This window comes from Actinoplanes sp. M2I2 (assembly GCF_023544445.1).
Classification (GTDB): Bacteria; Actinomycetota; Actinomycetes; order Mycobacteriales; family Micromonosporaceae; genus Actinoplanes.
In genome coordinates, this window is sequence record NZ_JALPVJ010000046.1 from 1 (window position 1) to 23,842 (window position 23,842).

Consider the following 23,842-nt stretch of genomic DNA (forward strand, 5'->3'; position numbering starts at 1 on the left):
GCCCGGGCCGTCGAGGCGCTGCAGCGGCAACGCCGCCGGCAGCGCCAGCAGCAGTTGGCCGCCCGCCACTACGAGAACCTCGACCTGGTGTTCGCCCGACCTGACGGGCAGCCGCTGCGATCGCAGTACGTGCTCGACCATCTGCGCCGGCTCACCGCCGACGCCGGACTGCCGGCCATCCGAGTGCACGACCTGCGGCACATCGCCGCCACCATCATGATCAACGAGGGGGTGCCGCTGGCGGTGGTGTCCAAGACGCTGAGGCACAAGAACGTGTCCACCACCGTCGACCTCTACGGCCACCTCACCCGCGACGCCGCCGACGACGGGGTCAGTGCCACCTGCGCGGCTCTGGACGCCGCTGACGCCCAGGCGGCGTGAGCGGGTGTAGGCTGCGGGCAGGTCTGCGACAGCGAGGCGACAACACCGCCCCTCGACGATCGCAGGGGATATGCCTCTTATGGCATATCCCCTGGTCATACCCGGTCGGGCTGACAGGATTTGAACCTGCGACCCCTTGACCCCCAGGCCGCCCGATATCACCCAATCCCTCAGAAGTTGATCATCGCTGTGACCAGGCGTGTGACCACGGCCAATCAAGTGCGGCGTCCGCCATTTGATGCATGACCGTTTTCCGGTTTTCGAAGACGACTTCCGCCACAGAATGCGGGCCGTATGGGATTTCGGGATGTTGAGGCCATGGAGGCATTGCCGAGTCTCCAGAACTAGCACTTCTTTCGCCGGCGCGACGGCCAGCCACGGAACCTTCTGATATCCACCTTGCGTGCTGCTGCCACGGCGAGTGTGACGGTGAGCGCGCTGGTTCGGCTCAGCGCGGTGTCTCGGCCCATCGGCCGCCCTCCTGCGTTGATGCCTCAACCATGTGAGGTGACGCTCGACGCAGCATGTGCCCCTGCCGTGTCGCTGCTGTGAGCGCAGAGGACTCCTGCCAATCGGTCATTCGCCGCAAGCCGAACACCTACGCTCTTCGTCAGAGACGGCGATCGAACGGGCGGTGCGATGACGGCACTTCATGCTGAGACCATGCCGGCCGCCGGGCTGACTTCCGCCCAGGTCGCTGCCGCGCGCGAGCGTGGCGAGACGAACGCCGTGCCGTCGGCGACGTCCCGCCGTTACTGGGCGATCCTGCGGGCGAATCTGTTCACCCTGTTCAACAACTTCCTGTACGCGATCGGGCTCGCCCTGCTGGTGATGGGACGGCCGAAGGACGCCGTCGTCAGCGTCGGTCTCGGCCTGCTCAACTCGCTGATCGGCTCGATCCAGGAAGTACGCGCCAAACAGAAACTCGACCGCCTCAGACTGCTGCACCGCGCACCCTGCCGAGTGGTCCGTGACGGCGCCGAGCAGGAGGTTACTCCCGAACAAGTCGTCCGCGGCGACCTACTGCACGTCGCCGCCGGCGACCAGATCGTCGTCGACGGGCCGGTGACCACCGGCTACCGCCTGGAAGTCGACGAGTCGCCGCTGACAGGGGAGAGTGAACCGGTACCGAAGCGAATCGGTGACCGGCTCCATTCGGGCACGGTGGTTCTCGGTGGGTCGGCGTACCAGACGGCCGAGGTGGTCGGCGCCGACAGCACCACGGGTGCGCTGACCGTGACCGCGAAGGCGTGGAAACTCGACCCCACGCCGATGCAGTGGCGCATCGACGCGATCGTCCGGTTGATCATGCTGACCGTGGCGCTGATGAGCGCGGCGGTCCTGGCCAACGCCGGGCTCAAGGGACTCACCCTGGTCGAGGTCGTGCAGACCGCGGCGGTGTTGTCCGGACTCGTGCCGTACGGCCTGTTCTTCCTGATCACCATCTCCTACGCGGTCGGCGCCGCCGCAATCGCCCGCCGGGGTGCGCTGATCCAGCAGATCAGCGCTGTCGAGTCGTTGTGCAGTGTCGACGTGCTCTGCACCGACAAGACCGGCACCCTGACCACCGGCCGGATGCACCTGGACCGGGTGGCAACCTTCGACGGGCGCGACCCGGAGACGGTAGGGCGGTTGCTGGGGACCGCGGTCGATGCCATGACGACCCGCAACCACACCGTCGTCGCGTTGGCGCAGGCGCTGCCGGGGTCGCAGCCGGCGTTGCAGGAGCGGGTCCCGTTCTCACCGCAACGCCGGTGGAGCGGGGTCGCCGGCTCTGGTGGCGGCTACGTCCTGGGCGCCGTGGAGGCGTTGGACGGTGCGCTGTCCGCCGCAGCTGACCTGCGGATGTACGCCGTCCTGGATGACCTCACGCGCCATGGTCTGCGGGTGCTGCTGTTCGCCGCGACCGCGGACGCCGACGCCGATTTCTTCGACACCGACGGCATGCCCGTCTTGCCCGCCTTGACGCCACTGGCGCTGGTCGCCCTCCGCGACGAGCTCCGCGACGGGGTCGGCGAGGCACTGGCGGATCTGCGCGCCGAGGGCGTCGAGATCAAAGTCATCTCCGGCGACGACCCACGCACGGTAGCCGCTATCGGCCGGTGTATCGGCCTGGACGGCGGTGATCCGGCCACCGGCGCCGACCTGGAGGCGATGACACCGGCCGCGTTCGACGACGCCGTGCTCCACGGCACCGTGTTCGGCCGGGTCGCACCACGGACGAAGGAACGTATGCTCGGCAGCCTGCGCCGTCAGGGCCGGTACACCGCGATGATCGGCGACGGCGTCAACGACATCCCGTCGTTGAAGAGGGCCCACGTTGGTGTCGCCCTGGCCGGCGGCAACAGCGTCACCTGCGACATCGCCGACATCGTCCTGCTCGACGACTCCTTCGACGCGCTGGCACCGGCCCAACGTCAGGGACGGCGCATCGTCACGGGCATCGCCACGTCGATGTACCTCTATCTGGCGCGGGTCAGCACCTCCATCCTGATCATCGTCGGTGTGGCAATCCTGGGACTCGGCTTCCCTTATGAGCCCGCGCAGGTGGCTCTGGTGCTGTTCACCGTGGGCCTGCCCACGATGCTGCTCACCGCCTGGGCCGAACCGGAGCCGCCGAATCCTCATCTGATCGGCTCGCTGGCCCGATTCGTCGTCCCCGCCGCTGTCGTGACCGCGCTGTTCGGCGTCACCGTCTACGCCATCCTGTACCAGTTCGTGATGACGTTGCCCGACAAGAAGGTGCCAGACAACCTGATCGCCCGCTTCGAAGAGTTCACCGGGCTGCTGAGCACCAACGCCACCTTCACCGAACAGACCGCCACCGTCGTCGCCCAGACCGGACTGACCGTGTTCACCTCGTTCGCCGCGTTCCTGTTGATCTTGTTCCTGAAACCGCCGGCACGCGTCTTCGCGAGCTGGACACCGGTAGAGCGTGACAAGCGTCCCGCTCTACTCGTCGGCGCTCTGATCACGATCTTCTTCGCCATTCTGGCCACGCCCGCGCTCGCCGACTATTTCGGTCTCCTGCCTGATTTCGCCGCGTTCATGGTTGCCGGCATGGCGTTGCCACTATGGTTCCTGCTGCTGAGTGCCGTCTGGCGCTTCGACCTGCTGAGCCGCATGACCGGCTTCCATCGGCCGGCCGAATGGGACTGACTCAGCGAACCACGGTCCGGCGCCGTCGTAGTGTGCCGACACCGTCCCCCTTTGCCCGGCCGCCCTGGATACGGTCGGAGGTCGGCGAGCTTCGTCAAGACTTCCCGGCCCGGATCCACGCGGCCACGGAGGTGACTTCGGCCTGCGCCGGGAAGATCTTCTCCACCAGCACCCGGTGCACCTCCGGGTCGGCGTCGAGGCAGGCGTCGGCCAGGACGGTGAGCTCGAAGTCGAGATCTGCCGCCTGCCGCAGGGTGGAAAGCACAACGCCGCTGGTGGCGATGCCGGTCAGGACCAGGTGGTCGATGCCGCCGGAACGCAGCACGAGCTCGAGGTCGCTGCCCGCGAACCCACTGACCCGGCGCTTGGTGACCACGATGTCGCCGGGTTCGGGGGCCACGTCGGGGTGGACCGGATTGGGGTGGGCTGCTCCGGCGTTGCCGGCCAGCCGGCCGAACATGCGGTTGCGGGGGCTGACCTCCGGCGCCCCTGGGCGGAATCCCACCGTCACGTAGATCACCGGGATCTGATCGGCTCGCGCCGCGTGGATCGCCTGCCTCAGCCGGGGCAGATAATCCGGATCCGGATAGCGAGCAACGACCATTTCCTGGACGTCCATCACCAGAAGCGCGCGCTGAGTCATGGGATCCTTCCCGACATGAAAACAAGTCATCAGGCGATGACATGGCCACGGTAGGTCCCCGCTACCGCCATGTCAACAAATGATGACTTAGCTGCGGAGCAACCGCTATGCTGCGGTCAACACGCGGGAGGGAGCCCGGATGACGGACGTCACGCGACGACGCAATGCTGCCGCCACCAGGCAGGCCCTGCTCGAAGCAGCCCGCGACCGCTTCATCCGCCTGGGCTACGAGGGCACCACCCTGCGCGACGTCGCCGCCGACGTCGGCGTCAACCTCGCCCTGATCAAGCGCTATTTCAGCTCCAAGGAGGGCCTGTTCAAAGCTGCCGTCGCCGCGACGCCTCGGTTCCTGGGCCGCGACGACGGGATCCCGGGTGACGTACACTCGCTCGCCGACGCTCTCAGCCACCAGCTGTCCGCCGGAGCATGGCCTGAGTTCGGGGAACACCCCGTCCTGATGCTGCTGCGGGCCGCCGGCGACGAGCGGGTCGACGCTCTGCGCGGCCAGGCCTTGCTCGACGCCGCGCTTCAGGTCCTGGCCGCTGCCGGCCACTCATCGGTGGACGACGCCGACGACGATCTGCTTCTGCGAGCTGAACTGTTGGTCGCGTTGGGCGTCGGTGTCGCTGTGGTGCGTTCGGCCACCGGCTTGCAGCCCTTGCGCGACGCCACGGCCGGTCAGCTGTCCTCGCCGCTGCGCGACGTCGTGACCGCCCTGATCGAACCCCCGACCAACGCCCCTTGAGCTGAGTCCGGCCAGGAGGCGATTCGGGAGCCGTTCGGTGGGTGGTGACCTGGCGCAACTTTCGCTGGCGCGCCAGAGTGCCGGGCCGGCCTGCGACGGCGGCGGCTCAGGCGGCGACGTCCAGCAGGTCGCCGCTGTTCAGCACGCTGCGCAGCTGGGTCAGATCGACCCCCTTGCTCTGCAACATGCTGACCAGGCTTGAGGCGCTGGTGGCCTGGCTGGTGACCGAGGACGAGTCCATGTTCAGCAGCTCGGAGAGTCGGCTCAGCTTGCTGGAGTCCCGTAGGCAGGAGTTCTCGCCTTTCGGCCCACCGGGCGCGGCCCCGGGTGGGGGCGTCGGCTTGCCGACGGTGCTGGCGATCTCCTCCGCCATCTCGTCGGTGATCTCAGTGGCAGCATCCGAGCCGCCCTGCTTGATCGCGGTGATGAGGTCGTCGTGCGAAACACCCTGCTCCTCGGCGACGTCGTTGAGGCTCTTGCCGCTCTTCAGCGCTGTCTTGAGGTCGTCGCTGCTGAGACCGAGCGCGTCGGCGACCTTGGCCATCGGTCCTGTCCTTCCTTCTTCGAGGGGCGGGCCGGCAGGTAGGTGCCGGTCGTCGAGCTGAGGGCGCTGATCGATGTCATCTGTGGTCTCCCTGATGTCCCGCGGGGCGACGCTCGCTCCGCACAGAGGGCTCAATCGGGAGCCGGCCGGGGCGCTTGCGGCTATAACAGCGCCTGCACAGGAAGTCTCAGCCGGCTCATAGGTTGACCCGGTCCGAGGTTCGGTGAACGGCCGGTTCCTGCGAGGTGAACGATCCGCATCAGCGGCACAGGGAAGCCACAGAGATTCGACAGGCTGGTCGGGCGTACTGAAGCGGTCGTTGCAGTCGGATCGAAGGAACGCACCGTGAGTCAGTTATTTGCCATCGGCGCCGACCTTGTCGCCATCGTCCTGTTGACCTTCGCTGTGTATTTTCCGCGGCATCACCGCCGTGATCTCGTGGCGGCCTTCCTGACCGTGAACATCGGCGTTCTCGCCGCCGCCACGGTGCTCGGTTCCTCGAGCATCGGCGCCGGCCTCGGCCTCGGCCTGTTCGGAGTGCTCTCCATCATCCGGCTGCGCTCGGACGAGATCGCCCAGGTCGACCTCGCCTACTACTTCGCCGCCCTGGCGCTGGGCCTGCTGTCAGGGCTGGGCAGCTCGGTCGGCCCGATCACCTACGCGCTGATGGCGCTGGTGGTGGCGGCCCTGCTCATCGGTGACCACCCCCGCGTGCTGCGCCGGTACCGGCAGCAGACCGTCCAGCTGGGGGTGGCGTTCACCGACGAGGACACGCTCCGCGCCCACCTGGAGATGCTGCTCGGAGCCCGCGTCGTGCACGTCGGCATCAAGCATCTCGACCTGGTCAACGACACCACACTCGCCGAGGTCCGGTACGTGGTGTCCAGCGCGCCGGTGTCCCACGCGTCCAGCCCGGCGCACGAACGGGTCGGTGTCGCGTGATCGCCGTTGCTGACGAGTTGGCCACCCACTTCGCACCGGTCACCTTGGCCGAACTCAACGAGCGCGCCGGCCTGCTCACCCGGGTGGACCGCAAATATCTGCTCCCGGCCACGGAACTGCCGTCGGTGCTGGCCGCCCTGCCGGACGACACCCAGGCCCTGGAGATCGACGCCCGGCGCCGGTTCGGCTACCGGTCGGCCTACTTCGACACCCCCGGACTCGACAGCTACCACGGCGCCGCACGGCGCCGGCGGCGCCGCTTCAAGCTGCGGGTCCGCACCTACGTCGACTCGGACCTGCGCTTCCTCGAAGTGAAGACCAGAGGCGCGCGCGGCACGACAGTCAAACAGCGATTCCCGTACGCGGGCAGCGACGACCTGTTGGCACCGGCGGACACCGAGCTGGCCGTCACCGCGCTGAGCAGAGCAGGCGTCCCCGACGTCGGCCGTCACTTCGACCTCGCCCTGACCACCGAGTATGAGCGGATCACGCTGCTGCTCCCGTCCACCGGCAGCCGGGTCACCGTCGACCTGGGCCTCACCTGGAGCCTTCCCGGCGGCACCGCACTGAGTCTGCCCGGCCGGGTGATCGTGGAGACCAAGTCGGACCGTGCCACTTCCCCGGTCGACCGGCTGCTCTGGTCGCTCGCGCACCGTCCTGTCCCGATCTCCAAGTACGCCACCGGCCTGGCCGCACTGCGCCCCGACCTTCCCGCCACCCGTTGGTGCCCTGTGCTGCGGCGCCACTTCGCCGACCCGGAAACGAGCCGATCATGAGAATCCGTAGGAAGTTCCTGAGCGCCGTCACCTCGGCCGTCCTGGCCGCAGCAGTGTTGTCCGGCTGCTCCTTCTCGAACGACAGCGCCACCACCAGTTCCTCCGGCAGCGGCGTGACCGCTGTCGCGGTGTCGGCCGGGTTGACCGCAGCCGACGTGCTCGCATCCGACAAGGACGTGCAGACGGTGTCCGATACCGACACCTCCGGCGCGGTCGACATCACGCTGTCCGGCACCTCGGCCACGTCGTCCGGCAAGGGCGTCAAGGTGGACGGGAGCACGGTGACCATCACCGCCGAGGGTGTGTACCGGGTCTCCGGCACGCTCACCGACGGGCAGATCGTGGTGAACGCACCGAAGGCGACCGTGACCCTGATCCTCGACGGCGCCCACATCACCAGCTCGACCACCGCAGCGATCGGCGCGACCGAGGCGGGCGAACTAGTCATCGACCTCGCCGAGGGCAGCACCAACGACCTGGCCGACGCCTCCTCGTACGCCGACGATGCCGTTGCGAACGCCGCGCTGTTCAGTGCCGGGGACCTCACCGTCACCGGAGCCGGGGCGCTGTCGGTCAAAGGCAACGGCAACGACGCCATCGCCGCCAAGGACGGCCTCGTCATCCAGTCCGGCACGATCACCGTGACCGCCGCAGACGACGGCATCCGCGGCAAGGACTACCTCGTCGTCAACGGCGGCACGATCACGGTGACCGCCGGCGGAGACGGCCTCAAGGCCGACAACGCCGAAGACGCCGACGCGGGCTTCGTCGCCGTGGCCGGCGGCACGGTCACCGTCACCGCCGGCGGCGACGGCGTGGACGCCACCACCGACCTGGTCATCACCGGCGGCAAGGTCACCATCGCCGCCGGTGGCGGCGCCACCACCACGCCCAGCGACGACACCTCGACCAAGGGCCTCAAGTCCGGGGCCATCTCGGTCCTGGAGGGCGGCACAGTCATAGTCGACTCGTCGGACGACGCGGTGCACAGCGACGGTGCCGTGCGGCTGAACGGCGCCACGATCACCGTGGCCAGCGGCGACGACGGCGTCCACGCGGAGAGCAACCTGCAGATCGACAGCGGCACCCTCACGATCGCCTCCTCAGTGGAGGGCATCGAATCGGCAAACATCGCCGTCAACGGCGGCTCGGTCGACCTCACCTCCAGCGACGACGGACTCAACGCGGCCAGCAACTCGACCACCGGCGAGCAACAGGCCGGTCGCGGCGGTGGCGGTGAGGACGTCGGCCCCTACACCGCGACGGTCACCGGCGGGACACTGGTGATCAACGCCGAGGGTGACGGCTTCGACTCCAACGGCACAGCCAGCATGACCGGCGGCACCGTCGTCGTCAGCGGCCCCACCCGCAGCGGCAACGGTGCGCTCGACGTCAACGGCACCTTCACCATCAGCGGGGGTGTCCTGGTCGCGGCCGGTTCATCCGGCATGGTGGTCACACCGGACACCGGCTCGACCCAGGGCTGGCTGTCGGCGAGCCTCGACTCGGCTGTCGAGGCGGGTACCACGGTGCAGATCGCCGACAGCGACGGGACAGTGCTGGCCAGCTTCGTGACCACCAAGGCGATGCAGAACATCGTCTACTCGGCCCCGGCGATCGAGACGGGCCAGCAATACACGATCTACTCCGGCGGTGAGGCTTCCGGCGCGAGCACCGGCGGGCTGTCCGCCTCGGGGACACTCGGCTCGGCCCAGAAGATCACCACAGTCACGGCGGGCGACGCGCCGGCCGGCGGCGGATTCGGCGGGCACGGGCGCTGACCCCGTACCGGATGGAAGAGCGGGACCGGCGCACCTGGCCGGTCCCGCTCTTCGGTGTTCCTATCCCAGGGCCAGTGCGGGCACAGGCGCTGCACATCGACGCCGCCTTGACTAGATACGTGAGCAGCGAAAACCAGAAACCGACCACACGACGCCGGCCGGTCAGCCGCCGCGCGTTCCTCGCCGGCGGACTCGGCGCGCTGGTCGCCGCGGGCGGCGGCAGCACCTGGGCCCTCAACCGGTACGTCATCGACCACGTCGAGGTGTCCCACGCCTCCACCCTGACCGGCACCGGCGTCACGGCAGCTGACGCCGCCTCGACGGGCACCAGCACCGCCACCGGCTACACCAGCGACACCGCCAAGATCTCCATCGAGAAGGTGGTGACCGGCTCGGGCAACGACCAGGTCACCTCCTTCGTCGCCGACGTGACGGTCTCCGACGCCACGATCGTGCGCTCGGCCTTCGCCAACGACCAGTTCGGCGAGAACATCATCGCCAACCCGTCCGCCATCGCCGCCGACGCCGGCGCCGTACTGGCCATCAACGGCGACTGCTACGGCTTCCGCACCACCGGCATCGTCATCCGCAACGGCGTGAAGTTCCGCGACAAAGGCGCCCGGCAAGGCATCGCCTTCTACGCCGACGGCTCGGCGAAGATCTACGACGAGACCCGGACCAGCGCCGACGAGCTTCTCGAAGCCGGGGTGTGGAACACGCTGTCGTTCGGGCCCGCCGTGGTCGACGGCGGGAAGATCCTCTCCGGGATCGACGCGGTGGAGGTCGACACCAACTTCGGCAACCACTCCGTGCAGGGCAACCAGCCGCGTACGGCCGTCGGCCTGGTCGACGACAACCACCTGCTGTTCGTCGTCGTGGACGGGCGCAGCCCCGGCTACAGCCGCGGCGTCACGATGACCGAGCTCGCCCAGATCTTCACCGATCGGGGTGCCGAGGTCGCCTACAACCTCGACGGCGGTGGATCATCCGCGATGGTGTTCAACGGCAAGCTCATCAACAATCCGCTGGGCAAAGGCGACGAACGCGGCACCAGCGACATCCTCTACGTGGCCGGCTGATGATCGTCCTCATCCCGGCCTACGAACCCGGCCGGCACCTGATCGACCTGGTCCGGCGGCTGACGCACCACACCGTGGTGGTCGTCGACGACGGCAGCGGACCCGGCTACGCCGGCACCTTCACCCAGGTGCAGGAGCTCGGCGCCCAGGTGCTCACCGTGCCGAGCAACCGCGGCAAGGGCCACGCGCTGCGGGTCGGCTTCAGCCACATCCACGACCACTACCCCGGCCGGGACGTGGTCTGCGCCGACAGCGACGGCCAGCACCGCCCCGAGGACATCGAAGCGGTAGCCGACCGGGTCACCACCTCCGGCGCCGCCATGGTGCTGGGCTGCCGCCGGTTCACCGGCCCGGTACCGGCCCGCAGCCGCCTCGGCAACACCGTCACGCGCACGCTGTTCTGCGCGGTCACCGGCCGGAAGCTGACCGACACCCAGACCGGGCTGCGCGCCTACCCGGCCCGGATGCTGCCCTGGCTCGGCCAGGTCGACGGCGACCGCTTCGAATACGAGCAGCGACTGCTGCTGCGCGCGACCCGCGAAGGACTGCCGATCGCCGAGGTCGAAATCGCCACGATCTACCTGCGGCACAACGCCTCCTCACACTTCCGCCCGGTACGCGACTCGCTGCGCATCTACCGCCCGCTGCTCGCCTTCAGCCTGTCCTCGATGCTCGCGTTCGCCCTGGACACCGTGGCGCTGCTCGCCCTGGTCACGCTCACCGGCAACGTGGCCCTGTCCGCCATCGGCGCCCGGCTGATCAGCGCCACCGTCAACTACCGCATCAACCGCAGGTACGTCTTCGGCACACGCGGCTCGGCACTCCGGTACGTGCTGCTCGCCGTCACCCTGCTCGCCGTCAATGTGGTGCTGCTGGAAGTGCTCACCTCGGTCACCGGATCGGTGCTGGCAGCCAAACTCGTGGCCGAGGCCGCCCTGTTCGCCGCGAACTACCTGGTGCAGCGAATCATCATCTTCCCGGCCCTAATGCCGGCGGCAACACCCGTGCTGCCGGTCGCGCCGGTCGTCACCACTGGTCACGAGCCTCGCTGACGACACTCACCCCAGCCCCCACGGTGAGGTCGCCGCCGAGCACCGCTTCCTCGAGGTCCTCGATCGCTGCGGTGTGTTCTATCGGTGACTGACGGACCCGGAGTGATCCACGGACGTTCGGAGGCCGGGACCGGCCGGCGCCGGTGTCCGGGCCGTGGTGGCTCGTAGTGGCGGTGCGGCCCAGCTGATCGCCGCGATCAGGGCGATCGTGACGGCGACAAGGAAAGGGTGTTCGATGAGCGCGTCGGTGAGGTGGTTGAACGGGTTCGCCACGATCAGGGTGGTGCGTTCGGCGAGCCAGGCGGCGGCCAGGACGACACCGATCCCGGCGGCGGTGATGCGGACGCCGGGATAGATCTTGGTGCGGCTGAGTACCAGCAGCGACGGCATGAGCAGCGCGACCACGATGAGCTGGGTGAGTTCGATGCCGATGTTGAAGCCGAGCAGGTCGGCGACCAGCGAGCCGCGGCCGAGCCCGAGGTCACCGAGCAAGGCCGCGAACGCCAGCCCGTGCATCAGCCCGAACCCGGCCGCGATCCAGGCTTCCCCACCGGGCACCAGAGGCTTGATCGCATGGACGCCGGACACCAGGATCGACAGCGCGATGAGGCTTTCCACCACCCGGGTCGGCACGCTGATGTAGCCGAGCGCGCCGAGCGCCAGTGTGATGGAGTGCCCGATCGCGAACGCAGTCACCACGTGGACCACCCGCCAGCAGTTCCGGCGCAGGTCGTCGGAGCGCACCCACCGCCGTCGGCGGGCGAGCAGCGGTGCGGGAAGCAACAACATGATCAGGAACAGCAGGTGGTCGGCGCCCTCGGCGATGTGCCTGATCCCAAGATGGACAGCGGCAGTGAACCCGTCCTGAGGCGCAGCCCCGGCCGCCGGCACGGCCACAGTGTGCTGCTGCCAGTCGAGCACTCCGACAGTGGTGTAGTCCTTCCCGCTGCCGGGTCGCAGTGACACGAACACCTTGTGCGACACGAGCCGGTGCAGGATCGCGTCGTAGGTGAGCTGGAAGTCGCCCACCTGGTGGTTCGGCGGCTGCAGCACGATGGCGAACACGAGATGGTCGACGCCGTCGATGGTCTCGACGGCGCCGTCACCGGCGGTCACCGCCCACGGCCCGGCCTGATCGGCCGCCGACATGTGGCTGAGCATGTATCCGCGGAGTTCGTCGATCTTTCCCGGTTGCTGGACGGCGGCAGTGGTGAGCGGCTGGTCCAGGGCGATGGCGAGCCGGTCGATGGGCAGCTGCACCCGCCCCGTCACCCGGCCGGCCTCGGCGCTGAGCAGGACGGCGGTGGTGCTCAGCGGATGGGCTTGGGCAGGCTGAGGTGCGGCCGCCAGGGTGACGCCGGCCGCGGTGAGGCAGGCCAGCATCATCCCGGCTGCGCGCAGAACTGAGCTGATGCGCATCCGATCAGCTGGGCTTGGTGCTGCCGTAGTCGTTGGTCTTGTCCCGGTACACCGAGTGGTAGTGGATGTCCGGGGTGCTCTGGCTGCGGGTGTTGATGAACTCGATCCACACGCTCGGCCCGTCGATGCGGATGTAGCTGTTCTCGTCGGTCGGGCCGGTGTTGTTGGACCAGCCGATGCGGGTCTGGTCGAGTTCGGAGGTGTACTTGGCGAGCAGTTTGGTGGCGGCGGCGTCGGCGAGGTCGCCGGTGTACGTCTGGATCGCGGTGGTGACGAGTTTCTTCTGCTCGGCGGTCAGCGCGGAAACCTGAAGTCCTTCCGGAGTGGGGAAGACGCCGGTGTCCTTGCCCGGTCCCATCAGCAGATCGTCGAAGGTCCCGGAGGTGAACTTCGCCGTGTCCTTCTGCTCGGCGCTGAGCGCGGCGATCATGCCGAACATGGCCGTGGCTTCGGCTTTGAGCGGCTCGACGGTTGCGCCGTCCTTCTGGAACGAGGTGGGTTCGGTGCCGACGAACTGCGGGGTCTGGCTGACCTTGTCACCGTTGTAGGTGAGCGTGCGGGCCAGGTGGTGCCCCCCGAACTGGACCATGAACGGCTCCGTCGCCGACGGCGTCCCGTACACGGCGATGAAATAGTCCTTCAGCGCGCCGAAATCGCTGGCGCCCTGCTCGCTGATCCGGCTGAGCTCGTCGTCGGAGCTGCGGATGTTCGCGTCCTGCTGAGCACCGGCCGGGCTCAGCGCCACGGCGAGGACGGCGTCGGCGGCTTTCTGCTGATCGGCGGTCAGATCGGCCATGGCAATGCCTTCGCGGGCCACAGCGGTGGCGGGGAAGTTGGACCAGGTCTGGCGGGCCTTGTTCTCGGTGAACGCGTACTCGACCTTGTCACGTGTGGTGGCATCCAGGCTGGCCAGGAAGGCGTTCGTGGCCTGCACCACCGCGGCGGTGTTGGCGCCGCCCGGGCTGACCCCGTTGGTGTTGAGGTTCACCGCCGTGATCTGCCCTCCCCCGCCGGGGCCGCCCTGACCGCCCGGTCCGCCGGGACCGCGGCCGGACGCCGACGCGGCACTCGCGGATGGCGCGGGACTCGCCGCATCGTCGGAGCTGCAACCGGCGACGAGGACCAGCACCGTCGACAACAGTGCGCCGGAGGTGACCTTAAGATGTTGACGCATGTGTACCGATGTCTCCTTTGAGCGTCGCCGTGAAGTCGTCTGTCTGGTTCGTGCCTACCCTTCCTCCCTCAATAAACCCCCCGGCATTCATAAGAATCAGATAAGACGCTCAATACAGCGCTGATCTCATCCGATTCAGCGACCAAGACGGCGCCTCCCATAGCGAACTCATAGACAATCCATAGGATGCGGGGCTCCTTCTCTTAAGTTCGTGACCGAAGGTGTGGTCATGACCGTGACAGCCGTCGCTCCAGCCGTCGCCTCACCCCCGCCCGGCGCCCACAACGTGCGGCGCCGGGCCACACCGCGTTGGTGGGCCGACGCCGGCGGTCTCGCCGCCGGGGTGAGCCTGCTGATCGTGACCGCCCTCTGGGTCGGTAACGGCGGCGTGCAGCAGATCCTCGGCGGCGGCTCCGACGCCGTGTCGGCGACCGGCCGGCTGACCGGGCTGTGGGCGTCCGACCTGTTGCTGCTGCAGGTGCTGCTGATGGCCCGGATCCCCCTGGTCGAACGGGCCTTCGGCCAGGACCGGCTGGCCCGCTGGCACCGGTGGACCGGCTTCACCTCGTTCTGGCTCATGATCGCCCACGTCGTGCTGATCACCCTGGGCTACGCCGCCGCGGCCCACGCCAACGCGTTCGCCGAGCTGTGGGACATGATCTGGACCTACCCCGGGATGCTGCTGGCCACCGCCGGCACGCTCGCGCTGATCATGGTCGTGGTCACCTCGATCCGGGCGGCCCGGCGCAAGCTGCGCTACGAGTCCTGGCACCTGCTCCACCTGTACGCCTACCTCGGCGCCGGCCTCGCCCTGCCGCACCAGCTGTGGACCGGCACGGACTTCATCGGCTCCCCCGCCGCGACCGCCTACTGGTGGACCCTGTACGCGGTGTCGGCCGGCGGCGTCCTGGTCTACCGGATCGGAGTGCCCGCGTGGCGCTCCTGGCGGCACCGGCTGGTCGTCTCCCACGTGGCCCCGGAGGGCCCCGGCCTCACCTCGGTCTACCTGACCGGGCGGCGCCTCGACACCCTGCCGGCCCGGGCCGGGCAGTTCTTCCAGTGGCGGTTCCTCGACGGGCCCGGCTGGTCGCGGTCACACCCGTACTCGCTGTCGGCCACCCCGAACGGGCAGATGCTGCGCATCACCGTCAAGAACCTGGGCGACGGCAGCGCCCGCGTCGCCGGCCTGCGGCCCGGCACCCGGGCGTTGATCGAGGGCCCGTACGGCAAGCTGACCGGCGAGTCCTACACCGGCGGCCCGGTCGTCCTGCTCGCCTGCGGCATCGGGGTCACACCCCTGCTGTCACTGCTCGGCGACCTGCCCTACGCCCCGGGCGAAGCCACCCTGATCTACCGGGCCCGCACCGAGGCCGAGGTGGCGTTCCGCGCCGAACTGGACTGGTTCGCCACCCACCGCGGCGTCCGGGTCGTCCACCTGCTCGGCCCCCGCGCCACCCGCCCGTCCTGGCTCCCGGGCCAGTACGCGGACCACACCGACGCTGCAGCCCTGACCGAGATCGCCCCGCAGATCACCGGCGCCCATGTGTACGTGTGTGGACCTGACGCGTGGACGCAAGCCGCCCGTACGGCCGCGCAAGACGCCGGGGTCAGACCCGGGCACCTGCACACAGAACTGTTCTCCTGGTAACCAGCGAAAAGGACGAAGACGATGCGACGGATCAGCCTGTGGCTGTTCTCCACCGTGGCGGCCGTCGTGCTGCTGTTCAGCTACCGCACCAGCACGAGCACCCCGGCCCAGGCCACTGCCGCCCCGATCACGATCACCGGGCCGACGCCCGCGCCGACCACCACCGGCGCCGCCCCGGAACCGGACCCGACCACCAGCACAGCTCCGACGACCAGCACTTCGGGGGTGGCGAAGACCTACACCGGCTCGGTCGCGTCGACCCGGTGGGGCAACGTGCAGGTCACCATCACCGTCGCCGACGGCAAGATCACCGACGTCGCGGTCCCGGTCTACCCGACCGAGAACGGACGGGACCAGGAGATCAACGCCTACGCCCTGCCGGTCCTGCGGCAGGAGACCCTGGCCGCCCAGAGCGCCGACATCGACACCGTCTCCGGCGCCACTGTCACCAGCGACGGCTACCTCACCTCACTGCAGGCCGCCCTCGACGCCGCCCACCTCTCATGAGCGCCACCACCGCCGTGCCGCAGCGCGCCTGGGTCGACCAGATCATGGGCCTGCCGGTCAGCATCCACCTGCGCGGTGACCAGCTCACCGGCGACGACGTCGAGCAGCGGATCGCCGCGGTGTTCGCCGAACTGCACCACGTCGACGCGGTGCTCAGCCCGTACCGGGACAGCAGTGACCTCTCGGCGTGGGAGCGTGGCGCGCTCCGCCTCGCCGACGCCGACCCGCTGCTCGCGCAGGTCGTCGCCCTGTGCGAACAGGCCCGGCACCGCACCGGCGGCTGGTTCGACCCGCGCGGACTGCCCGACCCCCGCACCGGCGAACCACGCTACGACCCATCCGGCCTGGTCAAGGGCTGGGCGGTGGAACGCGCCGCCCGGCACCTGCAGGCACTCGACGGGTACGGCTGGTGCCTCAACGCCGGCGGCGACGTGCTCGTGCACGCCCCGGCGGACCAGCCGGCCTGGCGGATCGGCCTCGAACACCCGCACGACCCGGCCCGCATCATGCGCGTCGTCGAGCGCCGCACCGGCGCGGTCGCCACCTCGGGCAGCACTCATCGCGGCGCGCACATCATCGACCCGCGGACCCGGAAACCCACCACCGCGGTCCGGGCCGTCACGGTCATCGGCCCCACCCTGCTGTGGGCGGACGTCTACGCAACCGCCGCCGCAGCCCAGGGCCCGGCCGCGCTGCCCTGGCTGGACCATCGCGCTGGATACGACGCGCTACTGATCACCCGATCAGGCCTGTTGCGGACCACGAGCCGCTGGCCGGCGACCTGAGCCAGATCCCGGACTTCACGGCCAGGACGCCCTCATGGTGCTACGGGCGAACAGCAGAACATCATCGGCACTGGTGCGACCGGCGGCGGCCGGGCCCCCGCCGGTAGATCACTGAATGACGACAGGCCCCTGGTTGATCAGTTCGGCCGGTCGGTGCCGCCGAATGAGCAGGCGCCCTATGTCCAGGCAAGGTGATATGGCGCTGCCCTCTAACAATGCAGCGCACCTCGTACCCGTTGTCGACCATCGCGCCGGCGGGCGGTGCAGCACCGTCTGGACACCGCATGTGGCGGAGGTGCGATCCGACTCCAGATCCGCCGGGGTCTGCGTCCTCCGGGACTGCAGCATGCCTGGATTCGACGACGTCCGCGGGGTCACCGACCGCAGCCCCCCGCAGGTGTCTACGGTCGACGAGGTGCGGCGAGGCTACCCTTTCGTTCTTAGAAGAATTTCATAAAAAGCTATTAAGAAGACGTAGTCACCTTTTCTAAGAATGGCCGATGACAGGTGGGATCCAGGCCGTTGACAGGTGATAGCCAGGTTCGGCCCCCAATCTCATGTCATTAGCAGCGCCGGCAGCGGGTCGGTGCGGGGAAATGATCGGAGCTATCCCGGTGTCGATGAAATCGATGTCAATGGCGCGGCGTGCGGGCCTGGCCGCGGCGGGAATCATGGCGGCCGGGGTGGTCGTGCTCGGTGGTTCGGCGATGGCTGACGCGGCGACGGCGACGCCCTCGCCCAGCGCGTCGTCGAGCACGGCGGCCGGGTCGGGCAAGACCGGGTCGAACGACACCGCGGTGACGGGAGACGAGCTGGCGAAGGTGACCGCGGCGATGAAGGCGAAGGACTCGGCTGTCACCGTGACCAGCGTGCGCAAGGACCCCGACGGCTCCTACGACGTGCTCGGCACCAAAGCCGGCGCCAGGGTCATGTACGACGTCAGCGCGGACCTGGCGACCTTCAACCAGAGCACCGGCCGCGGCGGCGGCAAGGGCCACGGCGGCGGCTCCAACGACACCCCGGTCACCGGCGACGAACTGGCCAAGGTGACCGCCGCGGTCAAGGCCAAGGACTCCACGATCACCGTCACCAGCGTCGGTAAGGACCCCGACGGCTCCTACGACGTGCACGGCACCAAAGCCGGCGCCACCGTCAAGTACGACCTCAGCGCCGACCTGGCCACCTTCACCCAGCACACTCACGCCGCCGGGAAGTGATCGATGCAGGGTCGCCCGTGGTCGGGCGGCCCTGCATTTCTGTCTCGAGACACGTATTTCGCCTGATCCGAAGGCCGCCCCGGGTTCCCTCCGCGGCGAGGTCGAGCAGAACCGGGCGCCGTACACCCCGGCACCCGAGCTGGGTGCCAACCCTCGTCCCACCCCAATGCGGTTCTGGTCATGGTGGAGAACAGATAGCCCGGCCCGCCGATCAGTACGGCGGTGCCGGGCTTGCCGCGCTGGTCCGCAAACCTGCTGGATCAGCCGCGCGGCGCCCGCGATCACCACAACATCGGCCGCGGTCTGCGCCTACAGCAGCCGGTGCCGGTGACTGGAGACCAGTGCCCTGCGTACCTCAGCGGGCGGGGCTGACCGGAACCCGGGTCACTAGCGGATGCCCTCAGGTCCAGGCGTTGGCCTGCCCCTTGGATTGGTATGGCGCACGCCGCCCAACATGGTCGCGCCGCCGGCGAAACCGGCCCGACCAGCACATCGGCAGGTGGTGGTCGGGCCGGGCCTCCTAGGACCGAGAAACCCGCTCACCAGCCGGGACCGAAATGAACGACAGGTTTGTCACCGCGGTCAACGACCCGGGCCGCTTGCGCCGGCTTCATTGCCGGCCGGCTCTGTCAGTACGCCTGAGGGCGGCTCACGTGGAAGCGGTAGGTGTCGGTGCACTTGTCTCCGGGGCCGTACTGGCAGGCGTCGACGGCGTCGGGGTCGCCTGGCCGTCAGGACGACGGTCGCCGTTGCGGTTCCGCTGGTGGCGGTTGTTCTCGCCGCCGCGGCCGTCGGCGTGCTCGTCGTGGCTGTTGTGGTTGCCGTGGTCGTCGATGACAGACGCGGCGAGCCCGACCCCGCTGCCGCCGAGCAGGCAGCCCAGGACCAGGGCGGCGCCGGCGATCAGCAGCGGCGTCCGCCGGCCGTACCACCGGCTCCTGACCGGCGCCGGGGCGGGCGCCGCCGCGACCGGGGCAGCCGGAGCGGGCTCGATCGGGGTGGTGTCGTCGGTGTCGCGCGGCGTCGGGTCGGTCATCGTGATTCCTCGTTCGTCCGTCAGCGCCGGTGTCTCCGGCAAGGCCCATGGTCGGCCGGGCCGATAAGAAGCGCTGACGGGTATTCCTAAGATTCCGATGAGAATGCGCTGTGCGTTCAGAATGCGAAGCGTTCCTCGTGCAGAAATTCAGACGGCAGACCGGCCTCGCGCAGCGAGATCCGAACGGCGTCGGACATCCGCGGCGAGGCACACAGGTACACGTCGCGGTCTGCGAGGTCGGGGACGCCGCGCAGCAGGGCCGGGGCTGACAGGCAGTCGTGGGCAGCGCCGACGAGGTAGAACAGCCGGGCGCCCCGGTCGTGCGCGATCTGCTCGAGCTCGTGGGCGAAGACGAGGTCCTCGGGGCCGCGGGCGCGGTACAGCAGGACCAGGTCCTGCCCGGGCCGGACGGGCAGGGTCTCGAACAGCGCCCGCATCGGGGTGATGCCGACCCCGCCGGCGATGAGCAGCACGTTGCGGCGGGTGCGCCGGGCAGCTGTCATCGCACCGTACGGGCCTTCGGCGACGATCCAGGTGCCGACCGCGACGTCCTGCAGATGGGTGCTGCCCGCGCCGAGGGCCTTGACCGTCAGCCGTAGCCGGTCGTCAGCCGGCGGCGCGGACAGCGAGAACGGGTGGGCGGTGCGCCAGGTGTCCGGGGTCAGGAACCGCCAGCGGAAGAACTGCCCGGGTTCGGCCCGCAGCTCCCGCAGGTGCCGGCCCTCGACGACGATGCTGACCACCCCCGGGCCTTCCGGGATGACGGCGGCGACCCGCAGCCGGTGCAGGGCCGCCTGGCGCATCGGCGTGAGCACGCGGTGGATCAGGACCAGGGCGAAGACGTACGTGTAGAGCAGCGCCCAGCTGATCTGCAGCCACCGGTGGCCGGTCAGATCCGGGCCGGCGAGCTGGTGGACGAACGACAGCGCCACACCGGCGTAGGTGAGCAGGTGCAGGGTGTGCCAGGTCTCGTAGGTCAGGCGCCGTCGGGCGGCTCGCACCGACGCCAGGCCGACGGCGAGCAGCGCGAGGGTGCCGATCGTGGCCGCCATCAGCCACGGCAGCCGCAGTACATGCCACAACGCCAGTACGGCGTTCTCCTGCCGGGACCGGGCCCACGCCACGACGGCGGCCCCTGCGTGCACGACGATCAGGCCGATCACGATCCGGCCGCCCCGCGCGTGCAGGCGGGCGAGCACGTCCGCGCCGATGCCGCGTTCCAGAGCCGGGGTACGCGACATCAGGCCCAGCAGCACCACGACCGCGTAGCCGGCGAGCATCCCGCACACGTGGGCGAGCAGCACCGCGAGCTGAAGGGGAGCGGGGGCCTGGACCGCGACGGCGACCGGCCACCAAGCCACCACCAGCGCGCCGGCACTGATCGCCGTGAGCAGACCACGCGAGGAGATCCGGGGTTCCGCCAGGTGCTGGGCGCTCACCGGCGTCTCCCGCCGCCGTTGGGTCCGGCCGGGCCGGGCGGAGCGGGATCCAGGTCCGCCGGATCTTGCCGCACGGCGTTCCCGGCGGCCGGGGCCGGCGTGGTCGCAACCGGGGACACGCTGGGGGCTGAGGTGCCGAGCCAGACGCCGAGCAAGGTGGCAACGGTCAGCACGGCGACCGCTTGCCGTCTGCCGCGTACGGCATACGCGGCTGCGGGTTCGGCGGTGGTGCTGGGCCGGGTGGGTGTGGTCATCGTGCTCATGCATCCCACGGTCCGTCGCCGACGTGTGATGAGCCTTGGCTGCTTCTAAACTTTCCTTAAGAACCGCTACGCAGCCGGGGCCAGGGGCAGCCGGATGCTGACGGTCGTGCCGTGTGGCTCGCGGCGGCCGGTGCTGACCGTCCCGTCGTGCTGGGCTGCGGTCTGCGCGACGATCGCCAGGCCCAGGCCGGAGCCGGGCGTCGAGCGGGCCGCCACCGCCCGGTAGAACCGGTCGAACACATGCGGGCGGTCGGCCTCGTCGATGCCGGGGCCGTCGTCGACCACTGAGAGCAGGCAGGTGTCGCCGTCCACGGTCAGCCGGGTGTGCACGGTGGCCCCGGCCGGGCTGAACTTGGCCGCGTTGTCCAGAACGTTGACCACCATGCGTTCCAGCTCGCCGGAACGGCCCCGCACCGTGACCGGGACCAGGTCGGTGGTGAAGGTCAGGCCGGGCGCGCGGATCCGAACCCGGCTGACGGCGGCCTCGACCACCTCGCCGAGCTCGACCGGCTCCACGGCCTCACGGGTGGTCTCCTCGCGGGCCAGCTCGACCAGCTCGGTGGTCAGCGTCGCCAGCTCGCCGACCTGAGCTTCGAGGTCGGTGAGCAGCCGCGCCCGGTCCTCGGCGGACAACCGGTGGGCCAGCTCCGGGTGCCGTTCCACCTGCAGCAGCAGCTCGATGTTGGTGCGCAGGCTGGTCAGCGGGGTGCGCAGCTCGTGTCCGGCGTCCTCGACCAGCGCCCGCTGCGCCCGCCGGGCGGTGTCGATCGCGGCGAGCATGGTGTTCACCGAGGTGCCGAGCCGGGCGATCTCATCGACCCCGCTGACCGTGATCGGCCGGGTCAGGTCCATGGTGACCGCGACGTCCTCGACTGCCGCGGTGAGCCGTTGCACCGGCACGAGCCCGGCCCGGGCCACCGTCCGGCCCAGGAACGCCGCGCCGGCGATCCCGAGCAGGCAACCGACGGCGAGCAGCAATCCGAACACGGTCAGCGTTTCGTTGTCCGGGTCCTGGTCGATGGCCACCTGAACGGCGCCACCGCCGTTCACCGGCACGGTCAGCATCAGATAGCTGCCCCGGCCGACATCGATCTGCTCCTCGGCCGACCGGCGCCCGGTCGCGGCGACCTGCCTCGCCCGGTCGGTCACCGGCAGCGGGCTCGCCGACCGGCTGATCACCGCGGCTGACGCGTCGAGGATCTGCCAGCGCGGCCCGAGTTGGCGCGGCCCGTGGCGGCCACGAACATCCGGCAGCGAGGTGGAGGCGGCCGCCCACTGCTGCGGCGCCGCCTGGATGGCGGCGGCGTCAGCGGTCAGTTCCGACCGCATCCGGTGCTGCTGGATCTCGGCCACCACCAGCCACGACCCCACCGCCAGCAGCAGCACCGCGGCCGCCACCGCCCCGCTGACCAACAGGGCCAGCCGATCGTGCAAGGTCCGGCGGTCCCACCACCGCCGGACCGCGGTCACAGCGGTTCCTCGCGCAGCACGAAACCGACACCACGCACCGTGTGCAGCAGCCGGCTCTCCCCCGCCACCTCCAGCTTGCGCCGCAGATAGCCCAGGTAGACGTGGACGCTGTTGGAACTCTCCCCGAAGTCGTATCCCCAGACCTGCTCGAACAGCACGGCCCGGGTAAGGACCTGCCGCGGGTGCCGCAGAAACACCTCGAGGATCGAGAACTCGGTCCGGGTCAGCCGCAACGCACGGTCGCCGCGCCACACCTCCCGGGTCCGGGGATCCATGCGCAGGTCCGCGTACGTCAGCACCTCGTCCTGCGCCCTGGGCGCCTCCGCGGCTGATGGGATCGTGAGCAGTGACCGGCGCATCAGCGCTCGCAGCCGAGCCTGCAACTCCTGCAGAGCGAACGGCTTGATCAGGTAGTCGTCGGCGCCGGCGTCGAGCCCGGCGACCCGGTCCCCCACGCTGTCGCGGGCGGTCACCATCAGCACCGGCACCAGCACCCCGGCCGCCCGCAACTCGCGGCAGCACTCGATGCCGTCCATCACCGGCATGCTGACGTCCAGGATCACCGCGTCCGGCTCACCGGCACGGACCATGGCCAGGGCCTCCTGACCGTCCCGGGCGGTGTCGACCTCATGGCCTTCGAACCGCAACGTCCGCGCGAGCGAATCCCGCACCGCCGCGTCGTCGTCCACCACCAGAACCCGCATCGAGCCCCTTCCGTCCTGAACAGGCTGCCGACGCCCGATGAGAGCCGGCGCTGAATGCCCTAAGTTTTCCGTAAGAGGGCAGTCATCTGACGAGGAACCAACGCCCGCTCGACCAGACGGGAACGGAACACCGCGCTCAGCGCGGCGAACCACAGCACCATCGCGGGAAGCACGAGGCTGAACACCGGCTCGGCGGGCCCGGCGGATTCGGCGACGTCCACATCGACGGTGGAGATGGGCGATTCCAGGAACCGATGCATCCCTTGACCGAGCTACAAGTACGGGGGTCACACGCAGGGGTGACATGCGGGGTTGTCGCGATGTTGTCGCAGCCGAACGGGCACCGGTAGAGGTGACAGAAGCTCACCTCTACCAAGGAGGACGTCATGAGACCGAATCCACACCGAGGCCGGGTCTACCGCTGCTGCGCCTGCCGCGACAGTAACGGCCGGCAGTTCGGCGCCCGCTGCCCCAAGCTGACTGACGCCCGGCACGGCAGCTGGGCCTTCGCCGTCGACCTGCCGAGCCTGGACACACGCCGGACCATGCGCCGCACCGGCTTCGCCACCAAGGCCGAGGCCTCGGCTGCTCTGGCCCACGTGCTCGAGTGCGAACGCGCCGGGGTCAGCCTCGATGACAGCGAAACCGTCGCGAGCTACCTCACCCACTGGCTGGACACCAAGTCGGCGACCCTGAAGACGAACACGGTGCACCGCTACCGCGACTACCTGCGCAACGACCTGATCCCCGCGTTCGGCGCCATACCCCTGGAACGACTGACCCACGAGCACGTCAACCAGTTCGTCCAGCGTGAACTCGCCGCTGGCCGGGGCCTGGTCACGCTGCGGCGGTGCATCACCACCTTGTCGAGTGCGCTCAACGACGCCCGGCGCAACCACCGGCTCCCGAACAACGCCGCCCGCTTCGCCAAGATCCCCCGACCGGCGCGACCCGAGCTCACCTGCTGGAGCACCACTGAGGCGGGCGCGTTCCTGCGGCACTGCCGCACCGTCAATGACCCCTTGGCGGAGCTGTTCGAGGTGATGATCTGCACCGGGATGCGCAAAGGCGAAGTCCT

23 protein-coding genes are annotated in these 23,842 nt (G+C 69.4%); 13 read left to right on the top strand and 10 right to left on the bottom strand.

Features of this window, described 5'->3' with window-relative positions; all coding sequences use genetic code 11:
• Both HJC40_RS44250 and HJC40_RS44255 read left to right on the top strand, forming a co-directional pair.
• On the top strand, nucleotides 1–381 hold a 381-nt coding region (locus HJC40_RS44250), incomplete at its 5' end, for a tyrosine-type recombinase/integrase (protein WP_250009858.1).
• Between the two features lie 663 nt (nucleotides 382–1,044).
• Nucleotides 1,045–3,540 (top strand): HAD-IC family P-type ATPase, encoded by a 2,496-nt coding sequence (locus tag HJC40_RS44255; protein ID WP_250009859.1) that lies wholly within the window; start codon nucleotides 1,045–1,047, stop codon nucleotides 3,538–3,540.
• A 94-nt stretch (nucleotides 3,541–3,634) separates the two neighbouring features.
• Here HJC40_RS44255 and HJC40_RS44260 read toward each other — a convergent pair whose 3' ends face one another.
• Complete coding sequence (locus HJC40_RS44260) at nucleotides 3,635–4,183, bottom strand: cysteine hydrolase family protein (RefSeq protein WP_250009861.1); 549 nt, start codon at nucleotides 4,181–4,183, stop codon at nucleotides 3,635–3,637.
• Nucleotides 4,184–4,322: 139 nt separating this feature from the next.
• Between HJC40_RS44260 and HJC40_RS44265 the strand changes: the two genes are divergently transcribed.
• Nucleotides 4,323–4,928 (top strand): TetR/AcrR family transcriptional regulator, encoded by a 606-nt coding sequence (locus HJC40_RS44265; RefSeq protein ID WP_250009862.1) that lies wholly within the window; start codon nucleotides 4,323–4,325, stop codon nucleotides 4,926–4,928.
• Nucleotides 4,929–5,034: 106 nt separating this feature from the next.
• Here HJC40_RS44265 and HJC40_RS44270 read toward each other — a convergent pair whose 3' ends face one another.
• Nucleotides 5,035–5,472, bottom strand: a complete 438-nt coding sequence (locus HJC40_RS44270; protein WP_250009863.1) for a hypothetical protein — start codon at nucleotides 5,470–5,472, stop codon at nucleotides 5,035–5,037.
• Nucleotides 5,473–5,817: 345 nt separating this feature from the next.
• Here HJC40_RS44270 and HJC40_RS44275 point away from each other — a divergent pair, with 345 nt between their 5' ends.
• The 5 genes from HJC40_RS44275 (at nucleotide 5,818) to HJC40_RS44295 (ending at nucleotide 11,102) form a co-directional block, all read left to right on the top strand.
• Nucleotides 5,818–6,414 carry a DUF4956 domain-containing protein gene (locus tag HJC40_RS44275; RefSeq protein ID WP_250009864.1) on the top strand — a complete coding sequence of 199 codons (597 nt, stop codon included), beginning with the start codon at nucleotides 5,818–5,820 and terminating at the stop codon, nucleotides 6,412–6,414.
• Nucleotides 6,411–7,190: a polyphosphate polymerase domain-containing protein gene (locus tag HJC40_RS44280; protein ID WP_250009865.1), complete on the top strand. Its 780-nt coding sequence runs from the start codon at nucleotides 6,411–6,413 to the stop codon at nucleotides 7,188–7,190. The genes HJC40_RS44275 and HJC40_RS44280 overlap by 4 nt, the downstream gene beginning before the upstream one ends.
• Nucleotides 7,187–8,971 (top strand): carbohydrate-binding domain-containing protein, encoded by a 1,785-nt coding sequence (locus HJC40_RS44285; RefSeq protein WP_250009866.1) that lies wholly within the window; start codon nucleotides 7,187–7,189, stop codon nucleotides 8,969–8,971. The genes HJC40_RS44280 and HJC40_RS44285 overlap by 4 nt, the downstream gene beginning before the upstream one ends.
• A gap of 119 nt (nucleotides 8,972–9,090) precedes the next feature.
• Nucleotides 9,091–10,050: a phosphodiester glycosidase family protein gene (locus HJC40_RS44290; protein WP_250009867.1), complete on the top strand. Its 960-nt coding sequence runs from the start codon at nucleotides 9,091–9,093 to the stop codon at nucleotides 10,048–10,050.
• Nucleotides 10,050–11,102, top strand: a complete 1,053-nt coding sequence (locus HJC40_RS44295; RefSeq protein ID WP_250009868.1) for a bifunctional glycosyltransferase family 2/GtrA family protein — start codon at nucleotides 10,050–10,052, stop codon at nucleotides 11,100–11,102. Before HJC40_RS44290 ends, HJC40_RS44295 begins: the two co-directional genes overlap by 1 nt.
• Nucleotides 11,103–11,180: 78 nt before the next feature.
• Here HJC40_RS44295 and HJC40_RS44300 read toward each other — a convergent pair whose 3' ends face one another.
• Both HJC40_RS44300 and HJC40_RS44305 read right to left on the bottom strand, forming a co-directional pair.
• On the bottom strand, nucleotides 11,181–12,521 hold the full coding sequence (locus HJC40_RS44300) for a HupE/UreJ family protein (RefSeq protein WP_250009869.1): 1,341 nt from the start codon (nucleotides 12,519–12,521) through the stop codon (nucleotides 11,181–11,183).
• 4 nt (nucleotides 12,522–12,525) lie between these two features.
• A complete protein-coding gene (locus tag HJC40_RS44305; RefSeq protein WP_250009870.1) occupies nucleotides 12,526–13,695 on the bottom strand; it encodes a DUF3500 domain-containing protein in 1,170 nt (389 codons plus the stop codon).
• A 229-nt stretch (nucleotides 13,696–13,924) separates the two neighbouring features.
• On the opposite strand from HJC40_RS44305, the gene HJC40_RS44310 reads away from it, so the two are divergent.
• The 4 genes from HJC40_RS44310 (at nucleotide 13,925) to HJC40_RS44325 (ending at nucleotide 17,852) form a co-directional block, all read left to right on the top strand.
• Nucleotides 13,925–15,343 carry a ferric reductase-like transmembrane domain-containing protein gene (locus HJC40_RS44310; protein ID WP_250009871.1) on the top strand — a complete coding sequence of 473 codons (1,419 nt, stop codon included), beginning with the start codon at nucleotides 13,925–13,927 and terminating at the stop codon, nucleotides 15,341–15,343.
• A 21-nt stretch (nucleotides 15,344–15,364) separates the two neighbouring features.
• Nucleotides 15,365–15,850, top strand: a complete 486-nt coding sequence (locus tag HJC40_RS44315) for an FMN-binding protein (RefSeq protein WP_250009872.1) — start codon at nucleotides 15,365–15,367, stop codon at nucleotides 15,848–15,850.
• Nucleotides 15,847–16,635 carry an FAD:protein FMN transferase gene (locus HJC40_RS44320; RefSeq protein ID WP_250009873.1) on the top strand — a complete coding sequence of 263 codons (789 nt, stop codon included), beginning with the start codon at nucleotides 15,847–15,849 and terminating at the stop codon, nucleotides 16,633–16,635. Before HJC40_RS44315 ends, HJC40_RS44320 begins: the two co-directional genes overlap by 4 nt.
• A 620-nt stretch (nucleotides 16,636–17,255) precedes the next feature.
• Nucleotides 17,256–17,852, top strand: coding sequence for a hypothetical protein (locus tag HJC40_RS44325; RefSeq protein WP_250009874.1), 597 nt, complete (start codon nucleotides 17,256–17,258; stop codon nucleotides 17,850–17,852).
• A gap of 649 nt (nucleotides 17,853–18,501) precedes the next feature.
• Here the strand turns inward: HJC40_RS44325 and HJC40_RS44330 are convergent.
• From HJC40_RS44330 to HJC40_RS44355, 6 genes are all read right to left on the bottom strand, one after another.
• The gene (locus HJC40_RS44330; protein ID WP_250009875.1) at nucleotides 18,502–18,888 is read right to left on the bottom strand and encodes a hypothetical protein; all 387 of its coding nucleotides are present in this window, start codon (nucleotides 18,886–18,888) and stop codon (nucleotides 18,502–18,504) included.
• Nucleotides 18,889–19,004: 116 nt separating this feature from the next.
• Nucleotides 19,005–20,327: a ferredoxin reductase family protein gene (locus tag HJC40_RS44335; protein WP_250009876.1), complete on the bottom strand. Its 1,323-nt coding sequence runs from the start codon at nucleotides 20,325–20,327 to the stop codon at nucleotides 19,005–19,007.
• Nucleotides 20,324–20,590, bottom strand: a complete 267-nt coding sequence (locus tag HJC40_RS44340; RefSeq protein ID WP_250009878.1) for a hypothetical protein — start codon at nucleotides 20,588–20,590, stop codon at nucleotides 20,324–20,326. Before HJC40_RS44340 ends, HJC40_RS44335 begins: the two co-directional genes overlap by 4 nt.
• A 66-nt stretch (nucleotides 20,591–20,656) precedes the next feature.
• Nucleotides 20,657–22,060: a HAMP domain-containing sensor histidine kinase gene (locus HJC40_RS44345; protein WP_250009879.1), complete on the bottom strand. Its 1,404-nt coding sequence runs from the start codon at nucleotides 22,058–22,060 to the stop codon at nucleotides 20,657–20,659.
• Nucleotides 22,057–22,764 carry a response regulator transcription factor gene (locus tag HJC40_RS44350; RefSeq protein WP_250009880.1) on the bottom strand — a complete coding sequence of 236 codons (708 nt, stop codon included), beginning with the start codon at nucleotides 22,762–22,764 and terminating at the stop codon, nucleotides 22,057–22,059. The genes HJC40_RS44345 and HJC40_RS44350 overlap by 4 nt, the downstream gene beginning before the upstream one ends.
• 59 nt (nucleotides 22,765–22,823) lie before the next feature.
• Nucleotides 22,824–23,024 carry a hypothetical protein gene (locus HJC40_RS44355; protein ID WP_250009881.1) on the bottom strand — a complete coding sequence of 67 codons (201 nt, stop codon included), beginning with the start codon at nucleotides 23,022–23,024 and terminating at the stop codon, nucleotides 22,824–22,826.
• A 126-nt stretch (nucleotides 23,025–23,150) separates the two neighbouring features.
• On the opposite strand from HJC40_RS44355, the gene xerC reads away from it, so the two are divergent.
• Nucleotides 23,151–23,842: tyrosine recombinase XerC (xerC, locus tag HJC40_RS44360; protein ID WP_250009882.1), on the top strand; the 692-nt coding region annotated here is incomplete at its 3' end.